Genomic DNA, 21832 nt, shown 5'->3' on the forward strand with positions numbered 1-21832 from the left:
TGCTTAGCGCTCCGTGGTTTTGCGGATTTCTTTTTCGTCCATCCATTCGGCCAGGCCGCTCTCGACGTCGATCAGCTGCAGGCTGAATTTGTAGAACACGTCCTTGTAGTCCGAGCTGCGCTTGACTATGGAGCTGATGGAGCCTTCCAGGCGGTACTTGGCGGCGACCATGTTGCCGGTCTTGCTGACGGTGGACTTCTTGTACAGGCCGCTTTGGTTCTGCAGCTTGAGCTGGTCAACCTGGCTCTGCATGTCGGTGTTGTCGCTGGCAAAGCGTGCGGTGCCAGTCTTCATCAGCTGGGTCTTGATCGACGTGGTGATTTCGCGGGTATCGATGTACTCGCTTGTCTTGTTCTTCACGTCGTACACCTGCACCACCGGGCGGCCTTGCAGGATGCCGGACTGGGCGAGGGAGCGGGTCATGCTTTCGGCGATCATCTGCAGGTCGGTGGAGCCGAACTCGTTGGTCACCAGTTCCACGGCCTTGGTGTCGCCGTAGCTGATGTTCTTACCGCCCAGGACCGGGGAGGTGTTGGCGCAGCCGCTGGCCAGGACGGCGACGACGGCAAGGATCGAGAAGCGTGCAAACATTGGGAAATCTCTCAGCAGCAAAAAGGATGGACGGCTCAAGGGGTTTTCACTTCAAGACGGAAGTCCGCCGCCTGCGGCAAATTGGCAATCGCAGGCAGGAAGGTCGCCTGGTTGGCGTACAGGTTCAGCACTTTCCAGGTTTCTTCGTCGCCCACCGGGAAGCCGTCGGCACCCAGCCAGGCAAAGCGGTAGTACATCATTTGGTTACTGCTGGTGATGTTGCTCAACTGCACCTTGGCGGTGAGGAAGCCGTTTTCGCGGGCCACACGGATGGCACCGACGGCAATGCCCTTGAACTTGCCCATCACCACGATTTTGCTTGCAGCGCTGCCGGGTTCCGGTGGCGGCGGGGTGGCGCAGCCGGCGAGCAGGACCAGCGCGAGGGCGCCGAAGATGAAATGACGCATAGCGTGCTCCTTAAGGTTGTTTGAGGGCGATAGCCTGGTTGGCGGTGCTTGGCACCACATGGGCGGCCAGGCCGCCGGCGAATACCTGGTTGCCGACCACGCGCAGCGTGATGACCTGGTAACGCTGATCGGCCTTGACCGTCACCAGCGTGCCGCCCAGAGCGTTGGGCAGGCTGACCTGATGCTCACCGTGCTTGAGGCGCAGGCGAGTCACCTGGGTCATGTCCGGCAGGGTGCGCCAGGTGCGGGTGTCGGCGCCTTCGGTGACGGCCGAGGCGATCCCCAATACCAAGCCCGCCATGGGGTTGGTCTTGTTCAGGTTGTTCTGCGCTACGCCACGGGTGACTGCGCGCACGGTGGTGCGCAAGATGATGCCTGGCATGTCGTCGCGCAGAGCGCGGCGGGACATGGCGGTGGTGCTGTTGAGTGCGGTGAGGTTCTGTTGCTGGCCGTCGACGCCAATCTGCGTGAAGGGCGCGGTTGAGGTATCAGCCTTGATCACCGGGAACGACAGTGGCGTGATCACCAGATTGCCGTTGATCGGGATCGGCAGCGGCAGGCGAATGGAGTCGCGGGCCGGTGCCAGGCCGCTCTGCACCACGATCAGTACGTCGGTTTCATCGGCGCCGACCTTGGATTTGTCCAGGTCCAGCAGCGCCTTTTCCAGTAAGGGCGTGTTGGGGCGCAGTTCGGCGGCCTTGCGGTAGCCGGGGGCTGCCAGGTCTTTTTCACCCAGGGCTTCGTAGACGAAGCCGGCCAGGTAGTGGCTGAACGCACTCTGGTAGCTGTTTTTGAGGCCGACCACTTCCGGCGCGTCCAGGGCTTCCACCGGGTAGCCGCGCAGGTCTTTCATCTGGGTGGTCACGCCTTCACGCTGGGCTTCGTCCTCGCGCTTGAGGTATTCCTTGTCGCGCAGGTCGGCGATCACCGCTTCGCGCTCGTGGGTCTTCTTGATTTCGGTGCGCGCGCCGTCGAAGTCGTTCAGGGCCAGCAGGTTCAGGGCCATCTGCGTGGTCAGCATGACCTTTTCGTAGTCATAGCCTTCGTAGCGGCGCACCTTGTCGTTGGCCAGGAAGCTGCCGAACTGGGCCAGGTACTTGGCGCTGTCAAACTTGACCGACTCTTCCCACTTGTAGACTTGCAGGTCGGCACTGCGCCAGGCGGTCTGGCTGCCGGTCAAGTCGCCCTTGGCACGCAGCAATTCGCCCTTTTCGAAGAAATAGAGCAAGTCCTTGTCATCGCCGGTGTTGTTCTTTTCCAGCAGGGTCAGGGCGGCATCGACATTGCCGGTGGCCAATTGCTGATTGGTGGCTTGCAGCTCGGTGTCATAGCTGCGGAACATCGAACAGCCGGACAACAAGGTTACCGCTGCGAGCGCGAGCGAAGGTAAGGCGCGAAATGCCATGCAGACTTCTTCCCTGAACGTATCAACCAATGTGATTTTCCTCATAAAAACGAGGAACGAAATTCCCTTTCGCACTAACAGGGCGCGGCATTATAAGCGTCATTACTGGCGAAACAATGGCTTTTTGCCTCGATCAATTCGACCAAAAAGCCACTACCTGCGCCTGATTTCCCCGAACTCACCCTCGACAAATCACTTACGCCTTGAGTCAAACCTCTTAAACCTCAACAATGTGTTACTTCGTATTTCCCTTTGAGATTCGTTCATGACTGCCCCCTTCCGTTTTCTCGCCTGGCTGATGCTGCCGGCGTTGATGTCGTGCAGCTTCAACCTGTTGGCCGCGACTGCCGAGGGCGCCCCACAAGCCCTGCATTTGCTGGACTACATTGGCGCTGACTATCCTCCGACGGTGGAGGCGGGCAAGGTTATCGATGAATCCGAATACCGCGAACAATTGGAGTTTCTCGGCGTGTTACAGGGCTTGGTGGCAGAACTGCCGCAACGCCCGGAGCGCGCGGCGTTGGTCAAAGGCGTCGACGAACTGTTAGCGGCTGTAACTGCCCATCAGGACGGCGCCACAGTCGCTCGCCAGGCCCGTCAATTGGGCGCTCAGTTGGCCGTGGCCTATGAAGTCAGCCAGGCCCCGGCGATCACCCCTGATCCCACGCGCGGTGCGCCGCTTTACGCCCAGCATTGCTCGGTGTGCCATGGCACAGCCGGTGCCGGTGATGGCCCGGCCAGCGTGGGCATGACGCCGCCGCCCGCCAACCTGCGGGATGCCGTGCGCCTGGATCGCCTGAGCCTCTACGCGATCTATAACACCCTCGGCCTGGGTGTCGAAGGCACCGACATGCCGTCCTTCGCCGACCAACTGGACGACCGTCAGCGCTGGGACCTGGCCACCTACATTGCCAGCTTTACCGCCGACCCGGCCGCCGCGAAAAGTGAGCAACCGTTCAACCTCGCCGACCTGGCTCGCCAGACTCCCAATGAAGTGCTGGCCGCAAGCGGTCCGGCGGCCGCTGCGACGTTCCGTGCCCAGCGTGCGCAACCGCCGCAGGTCAAGCGTGGCCCGGCGCAGTTGCTCGACTACACCGCCACCACCCTGGACAAGAGCCTGGCGGCATTCCAAAAGGGTGATCATGAGCAGGCCTACGACCTGTCGGTGGCCGCGTACCTGGAAGGTTTCGAGCTGGTTGAAAGCTCCCTGGATAACGTCGACGCCAACGTGCGCAAGGACACTGAGAAGGCGCTGATGGCCTACCGGCAGTCGTTGCAGGACGGTTTGCCGGTCGAGCAGGTGCAACAACGCCTGGACGTGGCCAAGGGCAAGCTCACTGAATCCGCCGGCTTGCTGGGCAGTGATGGCCTGAGTTGGTCGTTGAGTTACATCTCCGGCTTGCTGATCCTGCTGCGTGAAGGCCTCGAAGCGATCCTGGTGCTGGCTGCGATCCTCGCGTTCCTGCGCAACACCGGCCAGCAGTCGGCGGTGCGCAGCGTCAACGTGGGTTGGGGCCTGGCGTTGCTGGCCGGTCTGGCGACCTGGGCGTTGGCCGCGTATGTGATTGACGTAAGCGGCGCCCAGCGCGAACTGCTGGAAGGCTGCACGGCCCTGTTCGCCAGCGTGATGGTGCTGTGGCTCGGCGTGTGGATGCACGACCGCCGCCACGCAGCAGCCTGGCAGGACTACATCAAGAGCAGCCTGGTGGGCGGCGGCGGGCGGTTCGGCTTTGCGATGCTGGCGTTCTTCTCGGTGTACCGCGAGCTGTTCGAAGTGATCCTGTTCTACGAAACCCTGTGGCTGCAAGCCGGCCCGGCCGGGCACAACGCGGTGCTGGCCGGTGGCGCCACGGCGCTGGTGCTGTTGGTGGGCCTGGCGTGGGTGATCCTGCGTGGTTCGGCGAAGCTGCCGCTGGCGTTGTTCTTCGGGATCAACGCGGCGTTGCTGTGTGCGCTGTCGGTGGTGTTTGCCGGGCATGGCGTGAAGGCGCTGCAGGAAGCCGGCATCTTCGGCACGCGGCCGGTGGCGTTCTTTGATTTCGATTGGCTGGGCATCCACGCCGATGCGTACTCGTTGAGTGCACAGGCGGTGGCAATCCTGGCGATTGTGGTGCTGTACGGCCGCAGTCGCTTGGCTGAGAAGCGCCGGGTGGTGGCTTGAGTATGCGGGTCTGGATCGATGCCGACGCCTGCCCTCGGGCAGCCAAGGACCAGGTGGTGAAGTTTGCCCTCAAGCGGCAGTTCGAGGTGGTGCTTGTGGCCGGGCAGAGTCAGATCAAGCCGAGCTTTGCCTGTGTGAAACTGATCGTGGTGCCCAGCGGCCCGGATGCGGCGGATGACTACCTGGTGGAGCACGCGGTGCCCGGCGAACTGGTGATCTGCAGCGATGTGCCGCTGGCCGACCGCTTGGTGAAAAACGGCGTCACGGCCCTCGATCCACGCGGCAAGGAATTCAGCCCGGCGAACATGAGCGAGCGCCTGGCGGTGCGCAACCTGTTCACTGATCTGCGTGAGCAAGGCCAGATGGGGGGTGGGCCACCGCCTCATGGGGAGAAGGAGAAGCAGGCGTTTGCCAATGCGCTGGACCGGATCCTGACGCGGTTAATGCGCCAGGCCTGAGCCTGTGGTGGGTGAGTTGTGTTGAGCGGGCTTATTGTTTTGAGCAGGCTTGTAGTGGTGAGCGGGCTTACCCGCGTTGGGCTGCGCAGCAGCCCCAAACCCTGCAATCATGTTCTAATTGACGCACCGCGTCGTCTGAATTGGGGCGGCGTCGCCACCCAGCGCGGGGCAAGCTCGCTCACCACGCAAGCCCGCTCACCACAACTAGCGACTTGCCACAGTGAGGGGGCTATCAGTCGTTCTCGTGGGTCAGTTCCAGCACCCGGTCCACCAGCTTGTTGATCCCTGAAGCGACCTCGCTGATGTTCTTGCCGAGCATATAGGCCGGCGTGCTCACCAGTTTGCGTGCCTTGTCTTCGACGATATCTTCCACCCCGCATTCCTGGTGAGTGGCGCCCATCTTGTCCAGCGCGGCGGCGGTGTCGGCGCAGTTGCCGATGGTGCAGGTCACCCCCGGGCCGTAGATCTTCGCCGCCAGGGCAGGGGAGATACAGATCAGCCCCACAGGCTTGCCCGCTTCGGCAAACGCCTCGGCCAATTCCAGCACTTGCGGGTTGACGCTGCAGCCGGCGCCTTCCACGGCAAAGTTCGAGAGGTTTTTCGCCGCGCCAAACCCGCCGGGTACGATCAGTGCATCGAAGTCTTCGACGTTGGCCTCGCGGATGTCTTTCACGTCACCTCGGGCGATCCGCGCCGACTCCACCAGCACATTGCGTGATTCGGGCATTTCTTCGCCGGTGAGGTGGTTGATCACATGCAATTGCGCGATGTCCGGTGCGAAACATTGGACCTGAGCGCCGCGCTGGTCCAGGCGCAGCAAGGTGATCACGCTTTCGTGGATCTCTGCGCCGTCGTACACGCCACAGCCGGAAAGGATCACTGCAATCTTTTTGCTCATGGGCATTTCTCCTGGGATTCTTGGCGTTAAATGTCTACTAATTTGTCATCTGTTGCCAATGGGATCTCGCGCCGCTGCACCTAATCTTGATGTAACAAAAATAGACCGGACCAGACCATGGACTTCGTGCCTTACGCGGTACCGTTTTTCATTGCGTTGATTGTCGTGGAGCTGCTTGCCGACCGTTGGCGCGGTGAACGCAACTACCGGGTGGCGGATGCCATCAACAGCCTCAGCACCGGTGTGCTGTCGACGACCACGGGGTTGCTGACCAAGGGCGTAGGGCTGTTGACCTACGCATTCGCCCTCAAGCATCTTGCCGTCATCGAACTGTCTGCCCAAAGCGTCTGGACCTGGGTGTTCGCGTTTGTGTTCTACGACTTCTGCTACTACTGGCTGCACCGCATGGGCCACGAACGCAACATCCTGTGGGCCGCGCACTCGGTGCACCATCAGAGCGAGGACTACAACCTCAGCACCGCACTGCGCCAGACCAGCACGGGCTTCCTGCTCAGTTGGATCTTCTACCTGCCCCTGGCCGTACTGGGTGTGCCATTGGTGGTGTTTATCAGCGTGGCGTCCCTTAACTTGCTGTATCAATTCTGGGTGCACACCCGGCATGTGCCGAAGCTCGGCTGGTATGAGTGGTTTTTCGTCACGCCGTCCAATCATCGGGCCCACCATGCACAGAACGCTCTCTACATGGATCGCAACTATGGCGGGGTGTTCATTATTTGGGACCGGCTGTTTGGCACCTTCCAGGAGGAAGACGACAACGAACCGGTGATTTTCGGCGTGACCACGCCCTTGGCCAGCTGGAATCCGCTATGGGCGAACCTGCAGTTCTATGCACAGTTGTGGAGTGACGCGCGGCGCACCGAGAGTGGATGGGACAAGCTGCGCATCTGGTTCATGCGCACCGGCTGGCGCCCGGCAGACGTGAAGGCCAAGTACCCGTTGGCCAAACATGACTTGAGCCAGTTTCGCAAATTCGAAGTACCGTTGGATGTGCGCCAACAGGTCTACATCGCCCTGCAGTTCGCGGCGTATGTGGGTTTTGGCAGCTATTTGATGAATGTCGGCGAAGGCTTGTCCGTGGCGGCGCTGATCCTGGGCTGGAGTGCGATGGCGCTGGGGTTGTTCACGTTGGGCGTGGCCCTGGAGAACCGGCCGTGGGCGTGGAAGGCCGAGCTTTTGCGGCTGGCGCTGAACGTGCCGCTGGTAGGGCTGGCACCGTTGATCGGGCTATGGCCAGCCAGCAACCTGGGCTGGCTGGGCCTGCTGAGCTACAGCTTGCTCAGCGTGATCGGCCTCTACTGCTGCAGAAGCCGGTTTACTCGACTGGTGTCTTAGGAGCTTCTGTCTTAGGGGCTTCGAGCGGCACGGGCTCGGCGGCAAGCCGGGCCTTGGCCTCGGCACAGGCTTCACGGGCGATACGCGCATTCTTGAAGCGACGGCGCAGCCACAGGCCGAAGCCCAGTACCAGCAATGCGCCCAATACCCACAGTTCGTATTTCTTCACGCTGCCAAGCATACCTTCGAGCACGGCGCCGAAGTGATAAGCCGCCGCGCCCAGGGCGGCGGCCCATATCGCTGCACCAATGCCATTGAGGATCAGGTAGCGCATCGGTGGGTAACCGGAAAGGCCAATCGCCACCGGCATGACGGTGCGCAACCCATACACAAAGCGGAAGCTCAGCACCCAGATATCCGGGTGCTTGCGGATGTGCTCCAGGGCCTTGTCGCCCATCAATTGCCAGCGTGGTTTGCGCGCCAACAGCTTGCGGCCATGCTTGCGGCCCATGTAGTACCAGAGTTGGTCGCCCGCGTAGCTGCCGAAAAACGCAACCACGACCACCAGGTTGATATCCATGTATCCACGGAACGCCAGGAAGCCTGCGAGCACCAAGATGGTCTCGCCTTCGAAGAAGGTCCCAAGGAAGAGGGCAAAGTAGCCGAAGTCATGCAGAAATTGTTGAAGCATGGTCTGGGTGCTGGCGAAATGAACGCGCAGCCTACGCCTTCGTGAACATTCATGAAAGTATCGAGATGTGTCACGAAGTGAACAATTCCTACATAAACGACGAATGCGACTACAGGTCGCATCGTTAAGCACAACTGTCATACCTTCGTCATAATGGCCGCTTATAACTGCAACGCTCGCCCGTGAACCCGGGCTCAGGAGTCTGTCGTGAGCTTTACCCCTGCCAATCGCCTGTTCCCCGCCACCCGTCTGCGTCGCAATCGTCGTGATGATTTTTCTCGCCGCCTGGTTCGCGAAAACGTGCTGACGACCAACGATCTGATTCTGCCGGTGTTTGTGCTGGACGGTGAAAATCGTCGCGAAACGGTGGCCTCGATGCCAGGTGTAGAGCGCTTGACCATTGATCTGCTGCTAGAAGAAGCCGCCGGTTGGGTCGAGTTGGGGATTCCGGCATTGGCGCTGTTTCCGGTCACGCCGTCTGAACTCAAGTCCCTGGATGCTGCCGAAGCCTGGAACCCGGAAGGGATCGCCCAGCGCGCCACGCGTGCCCTGCGCGAGCGTTTCCCGGAGCTTGGGGTGATCACCGACGTGGCGTTGGACCCGTTCACCACCCACGGCCAGGATGGCATTCTTGACGAAGAAGGCTATGTTCAGAACGACATCACTGTCGACGCGCTGGTCAAGCAGGCCTTGTCCCACGCAGCGGCAGGCGCCCAGGTGGTTGCGCCGTCGGACATGATGGACGGCCGCATCCAGGCGATCCGCGAGGCCCTGGAACTGGCCGGGCACGTCAATGTGCGGATCATGGCCTACTCGGCCAAGTACGCCAGCGCCTATTACGGCCCGTTCCGCGATGCGGTGGGCTCGGCGCTGAACCTGGGCAAGGCCAACAAGGCCTCGTACCAGATGGACCCGGCCAACAGCCATGAAGCCCTGCACGAAGTGGCGGCCGACCTGGCCGAAGGCGCTGACATGGTGATGGTCAAGCCGGGGATGCCGTACCTGGACATCCTTTATCGGGTCAAAGAAGAATTCAAGGTGCCGACTTTCGTCTACCAGGTCAGCGGCGAATACGCGATGCACATGGCTGCAATACAGAATGGATGGCTGAGTGAAGGGGTGATCCTTGAATCCCTGACAGCCTTTAAACGCGCCGGGGCCGATGGCATCCTGACCTACTTCGCCGCCCGCGCCGCCCAATTGCTTAGAGAGCAACAATAGCCCTCACAGGAACATTCGATGAATACCGAAGGACTCACAGAAGTTGCCGTAAAAGACGCTCACCCGGTGGTTGAACAAGTCACCGAGACCCCGCCGGAGCACGAGCCCGCCGCACCTGCGGTGGTGGTCGAGCCGCCCGTGGCGGCCCCGGTGGTCGCGGTGACCAACCTGGATGACAGCAGCCTGTACATCCATCGCGAGCTGTCACAACTGCAATTCAACATCCGCGTGCTGGAGCAGGCGCTGGATGAGTCCTATCCGCTGCTGGAGCGGCTCAAATTCCTGCTGATCTTCTCCAGCAACCTGGATGAGTTCTTCGAAATCCGCGTCGCCGGTCTCAAGAAGCAGATCACCTTTGCCCGCGAGCAAGCCGGCGCCGATGGCCTGCAGCCGCACCAGGCGCTGGCGCGCATCAGCGAGCTGGTACACGGCCATGTGGACCGCCAGTACGCGATTCTTAACGACATCCTGCTGCCGGAACTGGAAAAACATCAGGTCCGCTTCATCCGTCGCCGTCACTGGACCACCAAGATCAAAACTTGGGTGCGTCGCTACTTTCGCGACGAGATCGCGCCGATCATCACGCCGATCGGCCTCGACCCGACTCACCCGTTCCCGCTGCTGGTGAACAAGAGCCTCAACTTCATCGTCGAACTGGAAGGGATCGACGCCTTCGGACGCGATTCGGGCCTGGCGATCATCCCGGCGCCGCGCCTGCTGCCACGGATCATCAAGGTACCGGAAGAGGTGGGGGGGCCTGGCGATAACTATGTATTCCTGTCGTCGATGATCCATGCGCACGCCGATGACTTGTTCCAGGGCATGAAGGTAAAAGGCTGCTACCAATTCCGCCTGACCCGTAACGCCGACCTGGCGCTGGACTCCGAAGACGTCGAAGACTTGGCACGTGCCCTGCGCGGTGAGCTGTTCTCGCGGCGTTACGGTGATGCGGTGCGCCTGGAAGTGGCCGATACCTGCCCGAAACACCTGTCGGACTACCTGCTCAAGCAATTCAACCTGGGCGAGACCGAGTTGTACCAGGTCAATGGTCCGGTGAACCTGACGCGTCTGTTCAGCATCACCGGCCTGGACAGCCATCCGGAGTTGCAATACACGCCGTTCACCCCGCAGATCCCCAAACTGCTGCAGAACAGCGAGAACATTTTCAGTGTGGTGAGCAAGCAGGACATCCTGCTGCTGCACCCCTTCGAGTCCTTCACCCCGGTGGTCGACCTGCTGCGCCAGGCCGCCAAGGACCCGCACGTACTCGCTGTACGCCAGACCCTGTACCGTTCCGGTGCCAACTCGGAAATCGTCGACGCCTTGGTCGACGCCGCGCGTAACGGCAAGGAAGTCACCGCGGTGATCGAGTTACGTGCACGCTTCGATGAAGAGTCCAACCTGCAACTGGCCAGCCGTTTGCAGGCGGCGGGCGCGGTGGTGATCTACGGTGTGGTCGGCTTCAAGACCCACGCCAAGATGATGCTGATCCTGCGCCGCGAAGCCGGTGAGATCGTGCGTTACGCCCACTTGGGCACCGGCAACTACCACGCCGGCAACGCCAAGCTCTATACCGACTACAGTCTGCTGACCTCCGACGATGCCTTGTGTGAAGACGTCGGGAAGCTGTTCAGCCAGTTGATCGGCATGGGCAAGACCCTGCGCATGAAGAAGCTGCTGCACGCGCCGTTCACCCTAAAGAAGGGCATGCTCGACATGATTGCCCGCGAGACCCAGTTCGCCCTGGACGGCAAGCCGGCGCACATCATCGCCAAGTTCAACTCGCTGACCGATCCGAAGATCATCCGCGCGCTGTACAAGGCCAGCCAGTCCGGCGTGCGTATCGACCTGGTGGTGCGCGGCATGTGCTGCCTGCGCCCTGGCATTGTCGGGGTGTCGCACAACATTCATGTGCGTTCGATCATCGGCCGCTTCCTGGAACACACGCGGGTGTTTTACTTCCTTAACGGTGGCGAAGAGCAGATGTTCCTCTCCAGCGCCGACTGGATGGAGCGCAACCTCGATAAGCGTGTAGAGACCTGCTTCCCGGTGGAAGGCAAGAAGCTGATCATGCGGGTCAAGAAGGAGCTGGAAAGCTACCTGACCGACAACACCCACAGCTGGAGCCTGCAGTCGGACGGCCGCTACGTGCGCAACACGCCGACCGGCAACCAGAACCCGCGCAGTGCGCAGGCGACGTTGTTGGAGAAGTTGGGTAGCCCGATTCTGACGGTGAATTAAAAACCGACGCGGTCTGAAAATGTGGGAGGGGGCTTGCCCCCGATGACGGTGTCAGTCAACAGATTCATTGACTGGTCCACCGCCATCGGGGGCAAGCCCCCTCCCACATTTGTTTTGCAGAGTTCTTCAGGTCAGGTCAGCGCAGGTTCAGGCTGAACCCCACCCGCGTCAGCCACTCCGCTTCCTGGGCGAAGTCCGCCTGGGTCAGCTGGTTCTCATCCAGCCAGCCTTTCGGAAACACCACGTCCAGGCTGTCGCCGTTGGCGCGCAGGGTCACCTGGGGCATTTCCTGGGTGCCACGGATGTGGTGGAACAGGATCGCAAAGCGCAGCAACACGCACAGGCGAATCAGCTTGATGCCTTCGTCGCCGAATTCAGCGAACTTGTCCTTGGGGATGTTACGGCGATGGCCGCGCACCAACAGGGCGAGCATTTGCTGGTCCTCGCGGGAGAAACCGGCCAAGTCCGAGTGCTCGATCAGGTAGGCGCCGTGCTTGTGGTAATGATAGTGGGCGATATCCAGGCCCACTTCGTGCACCTTGGCGGCCCAGCCCAGCAGTTCGCGCCAGACGCCGTCTTCCAGGTCCCAGTCCTCGGCCACCTGGTCGAAGGCGTGCAGGGCTTTGCGCTCGACACGGGCGGCTTGTTCCAGGTCGACGTGGTAGCGCTCCATCAACGAGGTGAGCGTGCGCTCACGCACGTCTTCGTGGTGATGGCGACCCAGCAGGTCGTAGAGCACGCCTTCGCGCAGGGCGCCGTCGCAGTGGTCCATGCGTTGCAGTTCGAGGGCGTCGAAGATCGCTTCGAGAATTGCCAGGCCCGCCGGGAAGATCGTGCGACGGTCCGGCTTGATGCCGTCGAAGTCGATTTTCTCGGCGTCCCCCAGCTTGAACAGTTTGCGCTTGAGCCAGGCCAGGCCTTCGGCGTTGACTTCGCCGGTGCCATGGCCGCCAGCCTTGAGGGCCAGGCCGATGGCGCGAATGGTGCCGGACGAGCCGATGGCTTCATCCCAGGTCAGGCGGTGCAGGGCGTGCTCGATGCTCATGATCTCCAGGCGCGCCGCCGTGTAGGCCTGGGCGTAGCGCGCCGGGGTGATCTTGCCGTCCTTGAAATAGCGCTGGGTGTAGCTGACGCAGCCCATCTGCAGGCTTTCGCGCAGCAGCGGTTCAAAGCGCTGGCCGATGATGAATTCGGTACTGCCGCCGCCGATGTCGGCGACCAGGCGTTTGCCGGGGGTGTCGGCCAGGGTGTGGGACACGCCCAGATAGATAAGACGTGCCTCCTCACGACCGGAGATGACTTCCACCGGGTGCCCAAGGATCTCCTCGGCGCGGCGGATGAATTCGCCACGGTTGCGGGCTTCGCGCAACGCGTTGGTGCCGACGATTCGAACGGCACCGAGGGGCATGCCGTTGATCAGTTGGGCAAAACGCTTCAGGCAATCGAGCCCGCGCTGCATGGATTCTTCATTGAGCTGGCGCTCGTCGTCGATCCCGGCAGCCAGTTGCACCTTCTCGCCAAGTCGCTCAAGGATGCGGATTTCACCGTTCTGGGCCTTGGCCACGACCATGTGAAAGCTGTTGGAGCCCAGGTCGATGGCGGCGATCAGGGACAGATTCTTGGCTTGGGATTGCGGCATGGTTTGGGGGTCTCGGTCGATAACCTGACCATCGTGCCACGATCGACCGCTGACGCCAACGCGTAGTGCTTGGGGAATTTCCCCGAGGTGGTCTGTAGGTAATTCCTGTGGGATATGTAGGTTGCGCTTTCGCGCTTCTGTTAGCGATGTATTCGAGGTATGTAGGAATATGTAACTTTGCACTGTTGGAGGGGTGATTATGATGTCGCCTACAAATTCAGTGCCGGTTTTCTTTTTGGTGCCTGACTCAGTACTACTGCCGAAAAACGCACTGCCGACAGCTTGTTTATATGCCTCCGACAGTAATTGAGGTGTTGTCTTATTCTTTAATTGGGCATCGACAAGACAGACTGTCACTCGGCAATTGTGCCGTGGCGTTATTTATTTGTCGTCGGTTATCCAAAACAGAAATAAATGCGCCTGCTAATTTTAAGTGATAGGTCGAACATGAAAAAGATTGTTGGATTGACTCTCGGTATCGCTTGCCTGGCTGCGGCTTTTGGTGCACAGGCAACAACGAGTGCCCAGTTAAGTATCAGGGGCACGATCAAACCCGCTTCTTGCAACCTCAGCATGACCGGAGGGGGCAATATCAATTATGGGGATATTCCCTCGAGCTCGTTATCCCAGACGGCCTATACACCGCTGCGGGAGATGACCACGCCCGTGACGATCAATTGCGGCGCAGGCTACACCCAGTTCGGGCTGACATTTGACGACCTGCAGCCGAACAGCAGGGTGAGAGACATTCTGAGCGCGCTTAACCAAGGTCATAGGGACATTCACAACTTTGGCTTGGGTACGGTCGCACAAAAAAACACGGGTGGTTATGCGATCACGCTTAAAAACCTGCAGTCGACAGGTAAAACGCTTTCTCTTATTACGCGTGGTACCAGCGCCGGTGCCTGGCAGAACAGTGATGGCAAAGTCGCATGGCAGTCAAGTCAATATTCCTGGCGCAGCGGTGTAGTCCTTGTTCCGGCGTCACTCTCCGAGATGAGCGGGACTATCGCTGTTAGAGCGGTTATCAATAAGGCTCAAGACTTGACGCTAAATCGCGATGTTACTCTTGATGGGCGCGCCACGCTTACATTGGTTTACCTCTAAGCGATTCAACTATAGCCGATCAAAAAGCGGATGCTTTTTGATTGGCTGTTTTCATATGAGTGCTTGGCTGTAATAGCTAACCTCATGTTCTGCGGGGAACACTGAGTGTGTAGTCTTTCAGTAATAAATAAAGTGCGGTTGTTCGGTGTAAGCCTGTGTCTATGTTTTGTCGGTGTGGCCACGGCCGATGGGATGCTGCCGGAGACTTCGGTGGTTATTCTTTATGAAGAGCAAGGCGAGGCCACGATAAACATCAGGAATACCGAGGCGAGGCCAGCGCTTCTTCACTCGGTCGTGGAGAACGTGCCCGAGGACGTGGAGCCCTTATTGATAGTGACACCCCCCATTACGCGGGTGGATGCGGGTGAAACCCAATTAGTGCGCTTCATTGCCACCTTGAAGGAACCGTTGAAGACCCAGCGCTTGAAGCGTGTGTCCTTTGAGGGTATTCCGCAGGCGCGGGCCGGAACGGGTGCGACCATTGGTATCACTGTTCGACAGAACCTGCCGCTGATCCTGCATCCCAAAGGCTTGCCTCGGCATGATTCGCCTTGGGAATTGTTGACGTGGAGCCGGTCGGGAGAACGTCTGACCGTTCATAACGACAGCGCTTATGTGGTGCGCCTGGCGCCGGATGTGCAGCTACTTCCCCAAAAAGCCTTGGCCACTTTGCCGCGTACCTACATTTTGCCGGGGGAGGTGCTGACGGCACAGGTTGAGGGCAGCCTGGGCGGCTTGGCCGAGGTCGAGATACAGCCGGCCACGGTCTACGGTTTTTCGGTAGACCGCTACCGAGCCCCGATCACTACCGAAGGGAGTTGATCGGCGCATGGCTAACTTGTCGAATAGAAGCCTTTCAGCTTCTTGCTGGTCGCGCCGACCCTCGTTGCTCATGGGGTTTGCGACGCTGTGGAGTTTGCCGGGCCTGGTCTCTGCGCTGGAGTTGGGGGAGGGTTTCGACGTCGCGGCACTGACCACCTACGGTATCGACCCCAAGGTCTCGGACTATTTTCGCACTGCGGCGCGTTTTCGCGAGGGCACCCAGGTGGTGGGGCTACGGGTCAATGGCAATCCGCACGGGTTGGTGGATGCGCGGTTCGACGCGGAAGGCCAGTTGTGTTTCACCCCAGGGTTGTTGGAAAAAGCCGGGTTGGTGCAGCCGCGTGAAGTCGTCCGTGAAGGCACCACCGTCGATGACGCCTGCCACGACTTCCTCGGTGCGTTCCCGACGACGATGGTGCGACTGCGGCCCGGTGTCGATGAGGTGGCATTGGTAGTGCCGACCCAGTCGTTTCGCGAGCCGCAATGGGAGGCTGGGCATTTCGCCCATGGCGGCACGGCGGCCCTGTTCAACTATGACGTGCTGGGCTTTGACAGCCATTCGCGCAGTGGGTCCAGTCGGTTCGTGTCGGCTTATACCGAGGCAGGCTTCAACTTGGGCGACTGGATTGTGCGCAGTCACCAGTTCTATGTCGCTGACAAGGGTGACACCCGTACTGAGCACCTCTACGCCTACGCCCAGCGCGACATTGCTGCGCTGCAGTCCACTTTCCAGGTAGGGCAGATCTCCACTAACAACCCGTTGTTCGGTGGTCTCCAACTGTCGGGCGTGCAGTTTTCTCCGGACGGCCAGTCGCGGGTGCCGGCGGGCAGTAACAATGCGGTGGTAGAGGGCTTGGCCCGGAGCCAATCGCGGATTGAAGTGCGCCAGTCCGGCGTGTTGATTCACAGCACGCTGGTGCCTGAAGGCCCCTTCCGGCTGACGGGGCTGCCTTTGCTCAATGGCACCAGCGACCTGGAAGTCAGCGTCATCGATGTGCGGGGTGCCAAGCGCAGTTTCGTGGTCCCGGCGGCATCATTCGCGGGCGCCGCTCCAGCGGCTCCCGGTTACTACTTTTCCCTTGGCAAGGTGCGGGGCAACGTATCCGAGAGCGGGCCGTCGCCCGTGGTCGCCATGGGCAGTGGCACATGGGGACTGGGACGTGACTCCTCTGCGGGCTTTGGTCTGTTGAGCACGGATGAATACTGGTCGTCTGGCGGCACGCTGAGCAGCGTGTTTTTCCAGCGCGTCTCCGTAGGTGCGCGTCACAACCTGTCCCGTGACAGTCGAGATGCGCGCTACGGCTCACGCAGCAGCGTGTCCATGAGCAGCCCGGTGATTGCCGATATCGAGGTCAGCCTGAGCGCAACCACTCAGACCCGCGGTTATCGTGAGGTGCTTGAAGTCGGGCGCTCATCCAGCGCCGATGGTCTGGACTCTCGCTTCAAGAACCAATATACGGCGGGCATGAGCTGGGTCGACCCCACACTTGGGGGCTTTTCGGTGGGTTACACCCGTAGCGCCCAATTCGACGGGCACACGACCGAGCATGTGTTTGCGGCGTGGAACAAGTCATATCGCTATGCCGACATTGCGCTGATCGGCGACTCGCAGGTGGGCGGCTCCAAGGCTCGCCGTGATGCCCGGCTTGAAGACCGGCGCCGCGATTCGGCTCAGGAAGATAAGCTGTCCGTGCGGCTGCAAGTCCGTGTGCCCTTGGGGTCTGATCGGCGCGTGAGCAGCTATATCAGTCGCCAAGGGGGCCAGTCACGAGCAGGTAGCGCATTCAGTGAGCGGGTCAATGAGTACGTGAATTATGAGGTGGGTGTCGAACGCGATCGAAGCCATCGGGAGCAATCGATCCGAGCCAATGTGGACGTGCTGCCAAGGTATGCCCGAGCCGGGCTGGGTGTCAGTCGTGATCCGCAGGGCACCACCTATTCAGGGCAGGTGCAGGGTGGAATGGTGGCGCACCAGGGTGGCTTGACCTTCTCGCCTTATGCTGTGCAGGACACGTTTGGCATCGTCTCGGTGGGTGACATTGGCGCTGCAAAAGTCGATACCCCGCAAGGTCCGGTGTGGACCGACTTCACCGGGCAGGCGGTGCTCGCCAATCTGCCCGCCTACACCAACAGCCGCATTGAGGTGCAGACCCAGTCATTGCCAAAACGGGTCGACCTGAAGAACGGCACCCAAGTGCTTGCGGCAGGTCGGGGCTCCGTCAATAACGTGGCTTTTGAGGTCGTGACGGTGCGCCGTGTGCTGCTGAACGCCAGCGATCAACAAGGGCGGCCGCTGCCTCAGGGCGCTTCGGTTTTGGACAAGAACAATCGGTTCCTGACCAGTGTGGTGGGTGATGGCATGATTTTCCTCAACGACGCCAATGACGCCCAAATATTGCGGGTCCTAATGCCGGACTCTTCCTCTTGCCTGCTCAACCTTACCCCCGAGTCGAAGGCCGACAATGACAGGTTCTATGAGACAAGTTCGGCGGTGTGCCATGGCCGTTAAGTTGAAAAGCGTGGGCTTCGCATTGCTCTGCATCGTGTGGATGGCCGAGGGAGCACAGGCGCAAAACTGCCGGGTGTCCGTAAGCCAGTCGCGCGTCGATTATGGCGTTATTCGCAGGGAGGCACTGGTTGAGACTCCCTCAATAGCGCTCAGCACACGCAGGGTGCAACTGAACGTACTGTGCGAGGAGCCTTCGGTCATCGCGTTGCGATTTACCGGCGCAGCCAATGGACAAGGTTTTCGGTTCGGCCGTCAGGGGCGCTTCAACCTGACCCTCAAGCATGCCCTGATGGATGGGCGTGCGGTCGAGTGGACGCAGGCACACTTGCCCGGTGAGACCGCCAGCGGGCAGTTATTGCCAGGCCAGGTCCTGGTGGCACGAGGGGCTGGCCAGCGGTTGAGCGCCCAGGTAGAAATCGATACCAACCTGCCCGCTGACGCGCTGCATGTTCGCAATCAAGCGGTGCTGGAGGGGCAGGGCAGTTTCGAGCTGGTCAGTCCGGCTGCTCCACGGAGCCGATGAAATTGGCGAACTCGGGGGTTTGCGGGTTGGCGAACAGCACCTTGGGGTCGCCCACTTCATGCACCTTGCCCTGGTGCATGAACACCAGCTTGTCGCCGACTTCCCGGGCGAAGCGCATTTCGTGGGTCACCATGATCAGGGTCATGCCGTCCTTGGCCAGTTGGCGCACCACGCTGAGCACTTCATTGACCAGCTCCGGGTCGAGGGCCGAGGTGATTTCATCGCACAGCAACACCTTGGGCGACATCGCCAGGGCGCGTGCGATGGCCACACGCTGTTGCTGGCCGCCGGACAGGCGATCAGGGAAGGCGTCGAACTTCTCGCCCAGCCCCACACGCTCAAGCATTTGCCTGGCCAATTGGGCGGCCTTGGCCTTGGGCACTTTCTGCACCACTTGCGGCGCGAGCATCACGTTTTCACCGACGGTCAGGTGCGGGAACAGGTTGAACTGCTGGAACACCATGCCGACTTTCTGCCGCAGGCTACGCAAGTCGGCGCGTGCGGCGTCGAGGTATTCGCCATCGACTTCGATCACGCCGTCGTTGATGGACTCCAGGCCGTTGAGGGTGCGCAGCAAGGTGGACTTGCCCGAACCGCTGCGGCCGATGATCGCCACCACCTGGCCTTCTTCAACGGTCAGGTCGATGCCCTTGAGTACATGGTGATCGCCGTAATACTTATGCAGGGCGGAAATTCTAAGCAGAGGCATGCAGTCTCCTTTCCAGGTAGCGAGCACTGAGGGACAGGGGGTAGCAGAGCAAAAAGTAACCAAGGGCCACCAGGCCGTAGACCATGAAGGGCTCGAAGGTGGCGTTGGCGAGCATGCCGCCGGTCTTGGTCAACTCGGTGAAACCGATGATCGAGGTTACGGCGGTGCCTTTGATCACTTGCACCGAGAAGCCCACCGTCGGCGCCACGGCAATGCGCAGCGCCTGGGGCAAGATCACGTAGCGCAGCTGCTCCAGCGGGTTGAGCGCCAGGCTGGCCGAGGCTTCCCATTGCCCGTGGGCGATGGAGTCGACGCAGCCGCGCCAGATTTCGGCGAGGTAGGCGCTGGTAAACAGGGTCAGGGCAATGGCGGCTGCCAGCCAGGGCGAGATGTCCACACCGAGCAGGGCAATGCCGAAAAACACCAGGAACAGCTGCATCAACAGCGGCGTGCCCTGGAACAGCTCAATGTAGGTGCGGGCGACATTGCGCGGGAAGGCTTTGCGACTGATGCGCATCGTCATCACCAGCAAGCCGATCACGCCGCCACCGATAAACGCCACCAGTGAAAGCAACAGCGTCCATTGCAGGCCAGTGGCCAGGTTGCGCACGATGTCCCAGAACGAGAAATCACTCATCGGCTGTTCCTCATCACGAAGCGGCGGCCAATCCAGTTGAGCAACTGGCGAATCATCAACGCCATGCACAGGTACACCAAGGTGGTCAGGGCATAGGTTTCGAATGCACGGAAATTGCGCGACTGGATAAAGTTGGCGGCAAAGCTCAACTCTTCGGTGGCGATCTGCGAGCACACCGCCGAACCGAGCATCACGATGATGATCTGGCTGCTCAGGGCCGGCCACACCTTACCCAGCGCCGGTAGCAGCACCACGTGGCGAAAGGCTTCGAAGCGCGTCATGGCCAGCGCGGCGGCGGCTTCCAGCTGCCCGCGTGGAATGGCCTGGATGCCGGCGCGGATGATCTCCGTGGAGTAGGCGCCCAGGTTGATCACCATCGCCAGCACGGCAGCTTGCCACTCGGTGATCTTCAGCCCCAGGGACGGCAGGCCGAAGAAGATGAAGAACAACTGCACCAGGAATGGCGTGTTGCGGATCAACTCGACATACACGCCAAAGAACCAGGCGAACGGCTGGATCTTCCACGCCCGCACCACGGCGCCGACGGTGCCCAGGGCCACGCCGAGGATGGCGCCGATGGCGGTCAGCTCAAGGGTGAACAGCGCGCCGCGCAACAGCAGGTCGGTGTTGGCCAGGACCGGTACAAAGTCAAATTGATACGCCATGAGTCAGCTCCGTCGCTTCACAGATCGGCGGGCAGCGGCTCTTTCAGCCATTGCATAGCGTTCTTTTCCAGGCTGCCATCGGCCTTGGCCGCGACCAGGATCTGGTTGACCTTCTCCAGCAGCGCCGGCTCGTTCTTGTTCACGCCCACGTACACCGGCGAGTCCTTGAGCTTCACTTTCAGCGCCGGCACCCGTTTCGGGTTGCGTTCGCTGATCGCGACCATCACCACATTGCCGCTGGCGATCAGGTCAACCTGGCCGGCCAGGTAGGCGGCGATGGTCGAGTTGTTGTCTTCAAAGCGCTTGATCGTGGCTTCCTTGGGGGCAACGGCGGTCAGCTCGATGTCTTCGATGGCGCCACGGGTCACGCTGATCGTCTTGCCCTTGAGGTCGTCGGTGCTGCTGATGGCGGCTTCAGGCGGGCCGAACACGGCCAGGTAGAACGGCGCGTAAGCCTTGGAGAAGTCGATGACTTTCTCGCGCTCGGCGTTCTTGCCCAGGCTGGAGATCACCAGGTCGACCTTGCCTGTGGTGAGGAACGGAATACGGTTGGTGCTGTTGACGGGGGTGAGTTCCAGCTTGACCTTGAGTTGGTGGGCCAGCAGCTTGGCGGTATCGATGTCGAGGCCGCGTGGCTTCATGTCAGGGCCGACCGAACCGAACGGCGGGAAGTCCTGGGGCACGGCGACCTTGAGGGTGCCACGGGCAATGATGTCGTCCAGACCATTGGCCTGGGCGGGTGCCTGGCTCAGCATCAGGCTGGCAAACAGGGCAGTAAGCAGGGCGCTGTAGCGCTTGGTCATGGCAACTCTCCGAGAAGGGCGAAGGAATTTTCTGGATTTGCTCAGTGCACAGCCCATGCCATCACGCTCAATAACGCCTGAAAGCCAGGGATCTATTGCGTTTTTGTGGTCGGACTGGTCTGAACAGTTCGCGGACTTTTCGCACCCTTTTCGAGCGCCGACAAAACCCTGCGAGCCCCTTTGGGGCGTGGCTTGCCGCCAGCTGCGAATAGCTTTACAACTAGCGGGTCCGTTGACCGCAACCTTGAGTTTTTTATGAATTCCATCGCCCAAGCCGTACCGGAAGCGGCCCTGCAGGCCATCCGCAAACTGATCAAGGAGCAAGGCTTCGGGCCGGGCGATGCACTGCCGTCGCAACGCGACCTGGCGGTGCAGTTGGGGGTGAGCCGGGCGTCGTTGCGCGAGGCGTTGTCGTCCCTCAGCGCGCTGGGAGTGGTCAGTGTGCAGCCCGGCAAGGGCGTGTTCGTGCAGGCCGCGGAGGAATCGCCAGGGTTTGCCTGGCCTTTTGCGGCCCAGGCCACGCCACTGGATATCTTCCAACTGCGTTATGCCTTGGAAGGGTTCGCGGCGGGGTTGGCGGCGGTCACATTGACTATCGATGAGCTGGACAGCCTGGAAGATAACGTCGAGGCCATGCGCAAGGTGCTCAAGGCGGGCGACTTTGAAGCCGCTGCCCGGCTGGACTTCGAATTTCACCAGCGCATCCTGCTCGCCAGCGGTAATCAAGCGATGGTGAGCATCCTCAGCGCGAGTGCCGAGGTGTTCCTGGAGAGCCAGAAGCTACCGTTCATCCGGCCGGAGCGAGCCATGGAAACCTGGCAGGAGCACCGCAGGATCCTGCGCGCCCTGGCCCGGCGTGCCAGTGCGGCGGCGCAGAAAACCATGCAGGAACACGTGCGCAATGCGGCGTTGCGCACCGGCATCGCTTTTGTGACTCCCGTAACACCCTGAGGTGGGCTATACCCAAACTCATGCGCCTTCATAGCAAGACTCAATCAGCGGCAGCTTCCTGAACGGGGGAAGGGCGGCTATGATGGGCCACGTTTTTTTTG

At 60.7% G+C, this 21832-nt stretch carries 20 protein-coding genes; 10 read left to right on the forward strand and 10 right to left on the reverse strand.

Features of this window, described 5'->3' with window-relative positions; genetic code table 11:
- Window positions 1–3: 3 nt before the first annotated feature.
- The 3 genes from lpoB to CWC48_RS11680 are packed head-to-tail and all read right to left on the reverse strand — an operon-like array spanning window position 4 to window position 2403.
- Window positions 4–591: a penicillin-binding protein activator LpoB gene (gene lpoB / locus CWC48_RS11670; protein WP_015886479.1), complete on the reverse strand. Its 588-nt coding sequence runs from the start codon at window positions 589–591 to the stop codon at window positions 4–6.
- Between the two features lie 35 nt (window positions 592–626).
- Window positions 627–998 carry a YcfL family protein gene (locus CWC48_RS11675; RefSeq protein WP_078050672.1) on the reverse strand — a complete coding sequence of 124 codons (372 nt, stop codon included), beginning with the start codon at window positions 996–998 and terminating at the stop codon, window positions 627–629.
- Window positions 999–1008: 10 nt separating this feature from the next.
- Complete coding sequence (locus tag CWC48_RS11680; protein ID WP_100491901.1) at window positions 1009–2403, reverse strand: COG3014 family protein; 1395 nt, start codon at window positions 2401–2403, stop codon at window positions 1009–1011.
- A gap of 265 nt (window positions 2404–2668) precedes the next feature.
- On the opposite strand from CWC48_RS11680, the gene CWC48_RS11685 reads away from it, so the two are divergent.
- Both CWC48_RS11685 and CWC48_RS11690 read left to right on the forward strand, forming a co-directional pair.
- Window positions 2669–4564, forward strand: a complete 1896-nt coding sequence (locus CWC48_RS11685) for an FTR1 family protein (protein WP_100491902.1) — start codon at window positions 2669–2671, stop codon at window positions 4562–4564.
- A gap of 2 nt (window positions 4565–4566) precedes the next feature.
- On the forward strand, window positions 4567–5022 hold the full coding sequence (locus CWC48_RS11690) for a YaiI/YqxD family protein (RefSeq protein WP_025857431.1): 456 nt from the start codon (window positions 4567–4569) through the stop codon (window positions 5020–5022).
- 232 nt (window positions 5023–5254) lie between these two features.
- Here CWC48_RS11690 and elbB read toward each other — a convergent pair whose 3' ends face one another.
- On the reverse strand, window positions 5255–5920 hold the full coding sequence (gene elbB / locus CWC48_RS11695) for an isoprenoid biosynthesis glyoxalase ElbB (RefSeq protein WP_099493190.1): 666 nt from the start codon (window positions 5918–5920) through the stop codon (window positions 5255–5257).
- Window positions 5921–6037: 117 nt separating this feature from the next.
- Here elbB and CWC48_RS11700 point away from each other — a divergent pair, with 117 nt between their 5' ends.
- Window positions 6038–7273 carry a sterol desaturase family protein gene (locus CWC48_RS11700; protein WP_100491903.1) on the forward strand — a complete coding sequence of 412 codons (1236 nt, stop codon included), beginning with the start codon at window positions 6038–6040 and terminating at the stop codon, window positions 7271–7273.
- On the opposite strand, the gene CWC48_RS11705 is transcribed toward CWC48_RS11700, so the two are convergent.
- A complete protein-coding gene (locus tag CWC48_RS11705) occupies window positions 7254–7904 on the reverse strand; it encodes a DedA family protein (RefSeq protein ID WP_078050666.1) in 651 nt (216 codons plus the stop codon). The genes CWC48_RS11700 and CWC48_RS11705 overlap by 20 nt on opposite strands.
- 207 nt (window positions 7905–8111) lie before the next feature.
- On the opposite strand from CWC48_RS11705, the gene hemB reads away from it, so the two are divergent.
- Window positions 8112–9125 carry a porphobilinogen synthase gene (gene hemB, locus CWC48_RS11710; RefSeq protein WP_078050665.1) on the forward strand — a complete coding sequence of 338 codons (1014 nt, stop codon included), beginning with the start codon at window positions 8112–8114 and terminating at the stop codon, window positions 9123–9125.
- Between the two features lie 18 nt (window positions 9126–9143).
- Window positions 9144–11366, forward strand: coding sequence for a polyphosphate kinase 1 (gene ppk1, locus CWC48_RS11715; protein WP_078050664.1), 2223 nt, complete (start codon window positions 9144–9146; stop codon window positions 11364–11366).
- 136 nt (window positions 11367–11502) lie between these two features.
- Here ppk1 and ppx read toward each other — a convergent pair whose 3' ends face one another.
- Window positions 11503–13005 carry an exopolyphosphatase gene (gene ppx / locus CWC48_RS11720; protein WP_033897523.1) on the reverse strand — a complete coding sequence of 501 codons (1503 nt, stop codon included), beginning with the start codon at window positions 13003–13005 and terminating at the stop codon, window positions 11503–11505.
- Between the two features lie 447 nt (window positions 13006–13452).
- Here ppx and CWC48_RS11725 point away from each other — a divergent pair, with 447 nt between their 5' ends.
- From CWC48_RS11725 to CWC48_RS11740, 4 genes are all read left to right on the forward strand, one after another.
- Window positions 13453–14112 carry a DUF1120 domain-containing protein gene (locus CWC48_RS11725; protein WP_100492516.1) on the forward strand — a complete coding sequence of 220 codons (660 nt, stop codon included), beginning with the start codon at window positions 13453–13455 and terminating at the stop codon, window positions 14110–14112.
- A gap of 132 nt (window positions 14113–14244) precedes the next feature.
- Window positions 14245–14934, forward strand: a complete 690-nt coding sequence (locus CWC48_RS11730) for a fimbria/pilus chaperone family protein (protein ID WP_078050663.1) — start codon at window positions 14245–14247, stop codon at window positions 14932–14934.
- A gap of 70 nt (window positions 14935–15004) precedes the next feature.
- Entirely contained in the window at window positions 15005–17443 is a 2439-nt protein-coding gene (locus CWC48_RS11735) for a fimbria/pilus outer membrane usher protein (protein ID WP_256581638.1), read from the forward strand.
- Window positions 17433–17966 (forward strand): hypothetical protein, encoded by a 534-nt coding sequence (locus CWC48_RS11740; RefSeq protein WP_078050661.1) that lies wholly within the window; start codon window positions 17433–17435, stop codon window positions 17964–17966. Before CWC48_RS11735 ends, CWC48_RS11740 begins: the two co-directional genes overlap by 11 nt.
- Here CWC48_RS11740 and CWC48_RS11745 read toward each other — a convergent pair.
- Genes CWC48_RS11745 through CWC48_RS11760 form a run of 4 tightly spaced genes read right to left on the reverse strand, consistent with a single transcriptional unit; the run spans window position 17938 to window position 20780 of the window.
- Window positions 17938–18675: an amino acid ABC transporter ATP-binding protein gene (locus CWC48_RS11745; RefSeq protein ID WP_065938032.1), complete on the reverse strand. Its 738-nt coding sequence runs from the start codon at window positions 18673–18675 to the stop codon at window positions 17938–17940. The two genes, CWC48_RS11740 and CWC48_RS11745, sit on opposite strands and share 29 nt — an antisense overlap.
- Window positions 18662–19312 carry an amino acid ABC transporter permease gene (locus CWC48_RS11750; RefSeq protein ID WP_078050660.1) on the reverse strand — a complete coding sequence of 217 codons (651 nt, stop codon included), beginning with the start codon at window positions 19310–19312 and terminating at the stop codon, window positions 18662–18664. The genes CWC48_RS11745 and CWC48_RS11750 overlap by 14 nt, the downstream gene beginning before the upstream one ends.
- Window positions 19309–19977: an amino acid ABC transporter permease gene (locus CWC48_RS11755; RefSeq protein ID WP_017736949.1), complete on the reverse strand. Its 669-nt coding sequence runs from the start codon at window positions 19975–19977 to the stop codon at window positions 19309–19311. The genes CWC48_RS11750 and CWC48_RS11755 overlap by 4 nt, the downstream gene beginning before the upstream one ends.
- Before the next feature lie 17 nt (window positions 19978–19994).
- A complete protein-coding gene (locus tag CWC48_RS11760) occupies window positions 19995–20780 on the reverse strand; it encodes a transporter substrate-binding domain-containing protein (protein WP_100491905.1) in 786 nt (261 codons plus the stop codon).
- A 255-nt stretch (window positions 20781–21035) separates the two neighbouring features.
- Between CWC48_RS11760 and CWC48_RS11765 the strand changes: the two genes are divergently transcribed.
- Window positions 21036–21731 (forward strand): FadR/GntR family transcriptional regulator, encoded by a 696-nt coding sequence (locus CWC48_RS11765; protein WP_100491906.1) that lies wholly within the window; start codon window positions 21036–21038, stop codon window positions 21729–21731.
- Window positions 21732–21832 lie beyond the last annotated feature (101 nt).

Source organism: Pseudomonas sp. S10E 269 (genome assembly GCF_002798465.1).
GTDB lineage: Bacteria > Pseudomonadota > Gammaproteobacteria > Pseudomonadales > Pseudomonadaceae > Aquipseudomonas > Aquipseudomonas pergaminensis.

Coding starts and splice junctions, on each gene's coding strand:
- CWC48_RS11740 (WP_078050661.1), top strand. CDS start 17,433: ATGGCCGTTAAGTTGAAAAGCGTGGGCTTCGCATTGCTCTGCATCGTG.
- CWC48_RS11685 (WP_100491902.1), top strand. CDS start 2,669: ATGACTGCCCCCTTCCGTTTTCTCGCCTGGCTGATGCTGCCGGCGTTG.
- CWC48_RS11765 (WP_100491906.1), top strand. CDS start 21,036: ATGAATTCCATCGCCCAAGCCGTACCGGAAGCGGCCCTGCAGGCCATC.
- CWC48_RS11745 (WP_065938032.1), bottom strand. CDS start 18,675: ATGCCTCTGCTTAGAATTTCCGCCCTGCATAAGTATTACGGCGATCAC.
- elbB (WP_099493190.1), bottom strand. CDS start 5,920: ATGAGCAAAAAGATTGCAGTGATCCTTTCCGGCTGTGGCGTGTACGAC.
- CWC48_RS11755 (WP_017736949.1), bottom strand. CDS start 19,977: ATGGCGTATCAATTTGACTTTGTACCGGTCCTGGCCAACACCGACCTG.
- CWC48_RS11750 (WP_078050660.1), bottom strand. CDS start 19,312: ATGAGTGATTTCTCGTTCTGGGACATCGTGCGCAACCTGGCCACTGGC.
- CWC48_RS11725 (WP_100492516.1), top strand. CDS start 13,453: ATGAAAAAGATTGTTGGATTGACTCTCGGTATCGCTTGCCTGGCTGCG.
- ppx (WP_033897523.1), bottom strand. CDS start 13,005: ATGCCGCAATCCCAAGCCAAGAATCTGTCCCTGATCGCCGCCATCGAC.
- CWC48_RS11705 (WP_078050666.1), bottom strand. CDS start 7,904: ATGCTTCAACAATTTCTGCATGACTTCGGCTACTTTGCCCTCTTCCTT.
- CWC48_RS11675 (WP_078050672.1), bottom strand. CDS start 998: ATGCGTCATTTCATCTTCGGCGCCCTCGCGCTGGTCCTGCTCGCCGGC.
- CWC48_RS11680 (WP_100491901.1), bottom strand. CDS start 2,403: ATGGCATTTCGCGCCTTACCTTCGCTCGCGCTCGCAGCGGTAACCTTG.
- lpoB (WP_015886479.1), bottom strand. CDS start 591: ATGTTTGCACGCTTCTCGATCCTTGCCGTCGTCGCCGTCCTGGCCAGC.
- CWC48_RS11700 (WP_100491903.1), top strand. CDS start 6,038: ATGGACTTCGTGCCTTACGCGGTACCGTTTTTCATTGCGTTGATTGTC.
- CWC48_RS11690 (WP_025857431.1), top strand. CDS start 4,567: ATGCGGGTCTGGATCGATGCCGACGCCTGCCCTCGGGCAGCCAAGGAC.
- CWC48_RS11735 (WP_256581638.1), top strand. CDS start 15,005: ATGGGGTTTGCGACGCTGTGGAGTTTGCCGGGCCTGGTCTCTGCGCTG.
- ppk1 (WP_078050664.1), top strand. CDS start 9,144: ATGAATACCGAAGGACTCACAGAAGTTGCCGTAAAAGACGCTCACCCG.
- CWC48_RS11760 (WP_100491905.1), bottom strand. CDS start 20,780: ATGACCAAGCGCTACAGCGCCCTGCTTACTGCCCTGTTTGCCAGCCTG.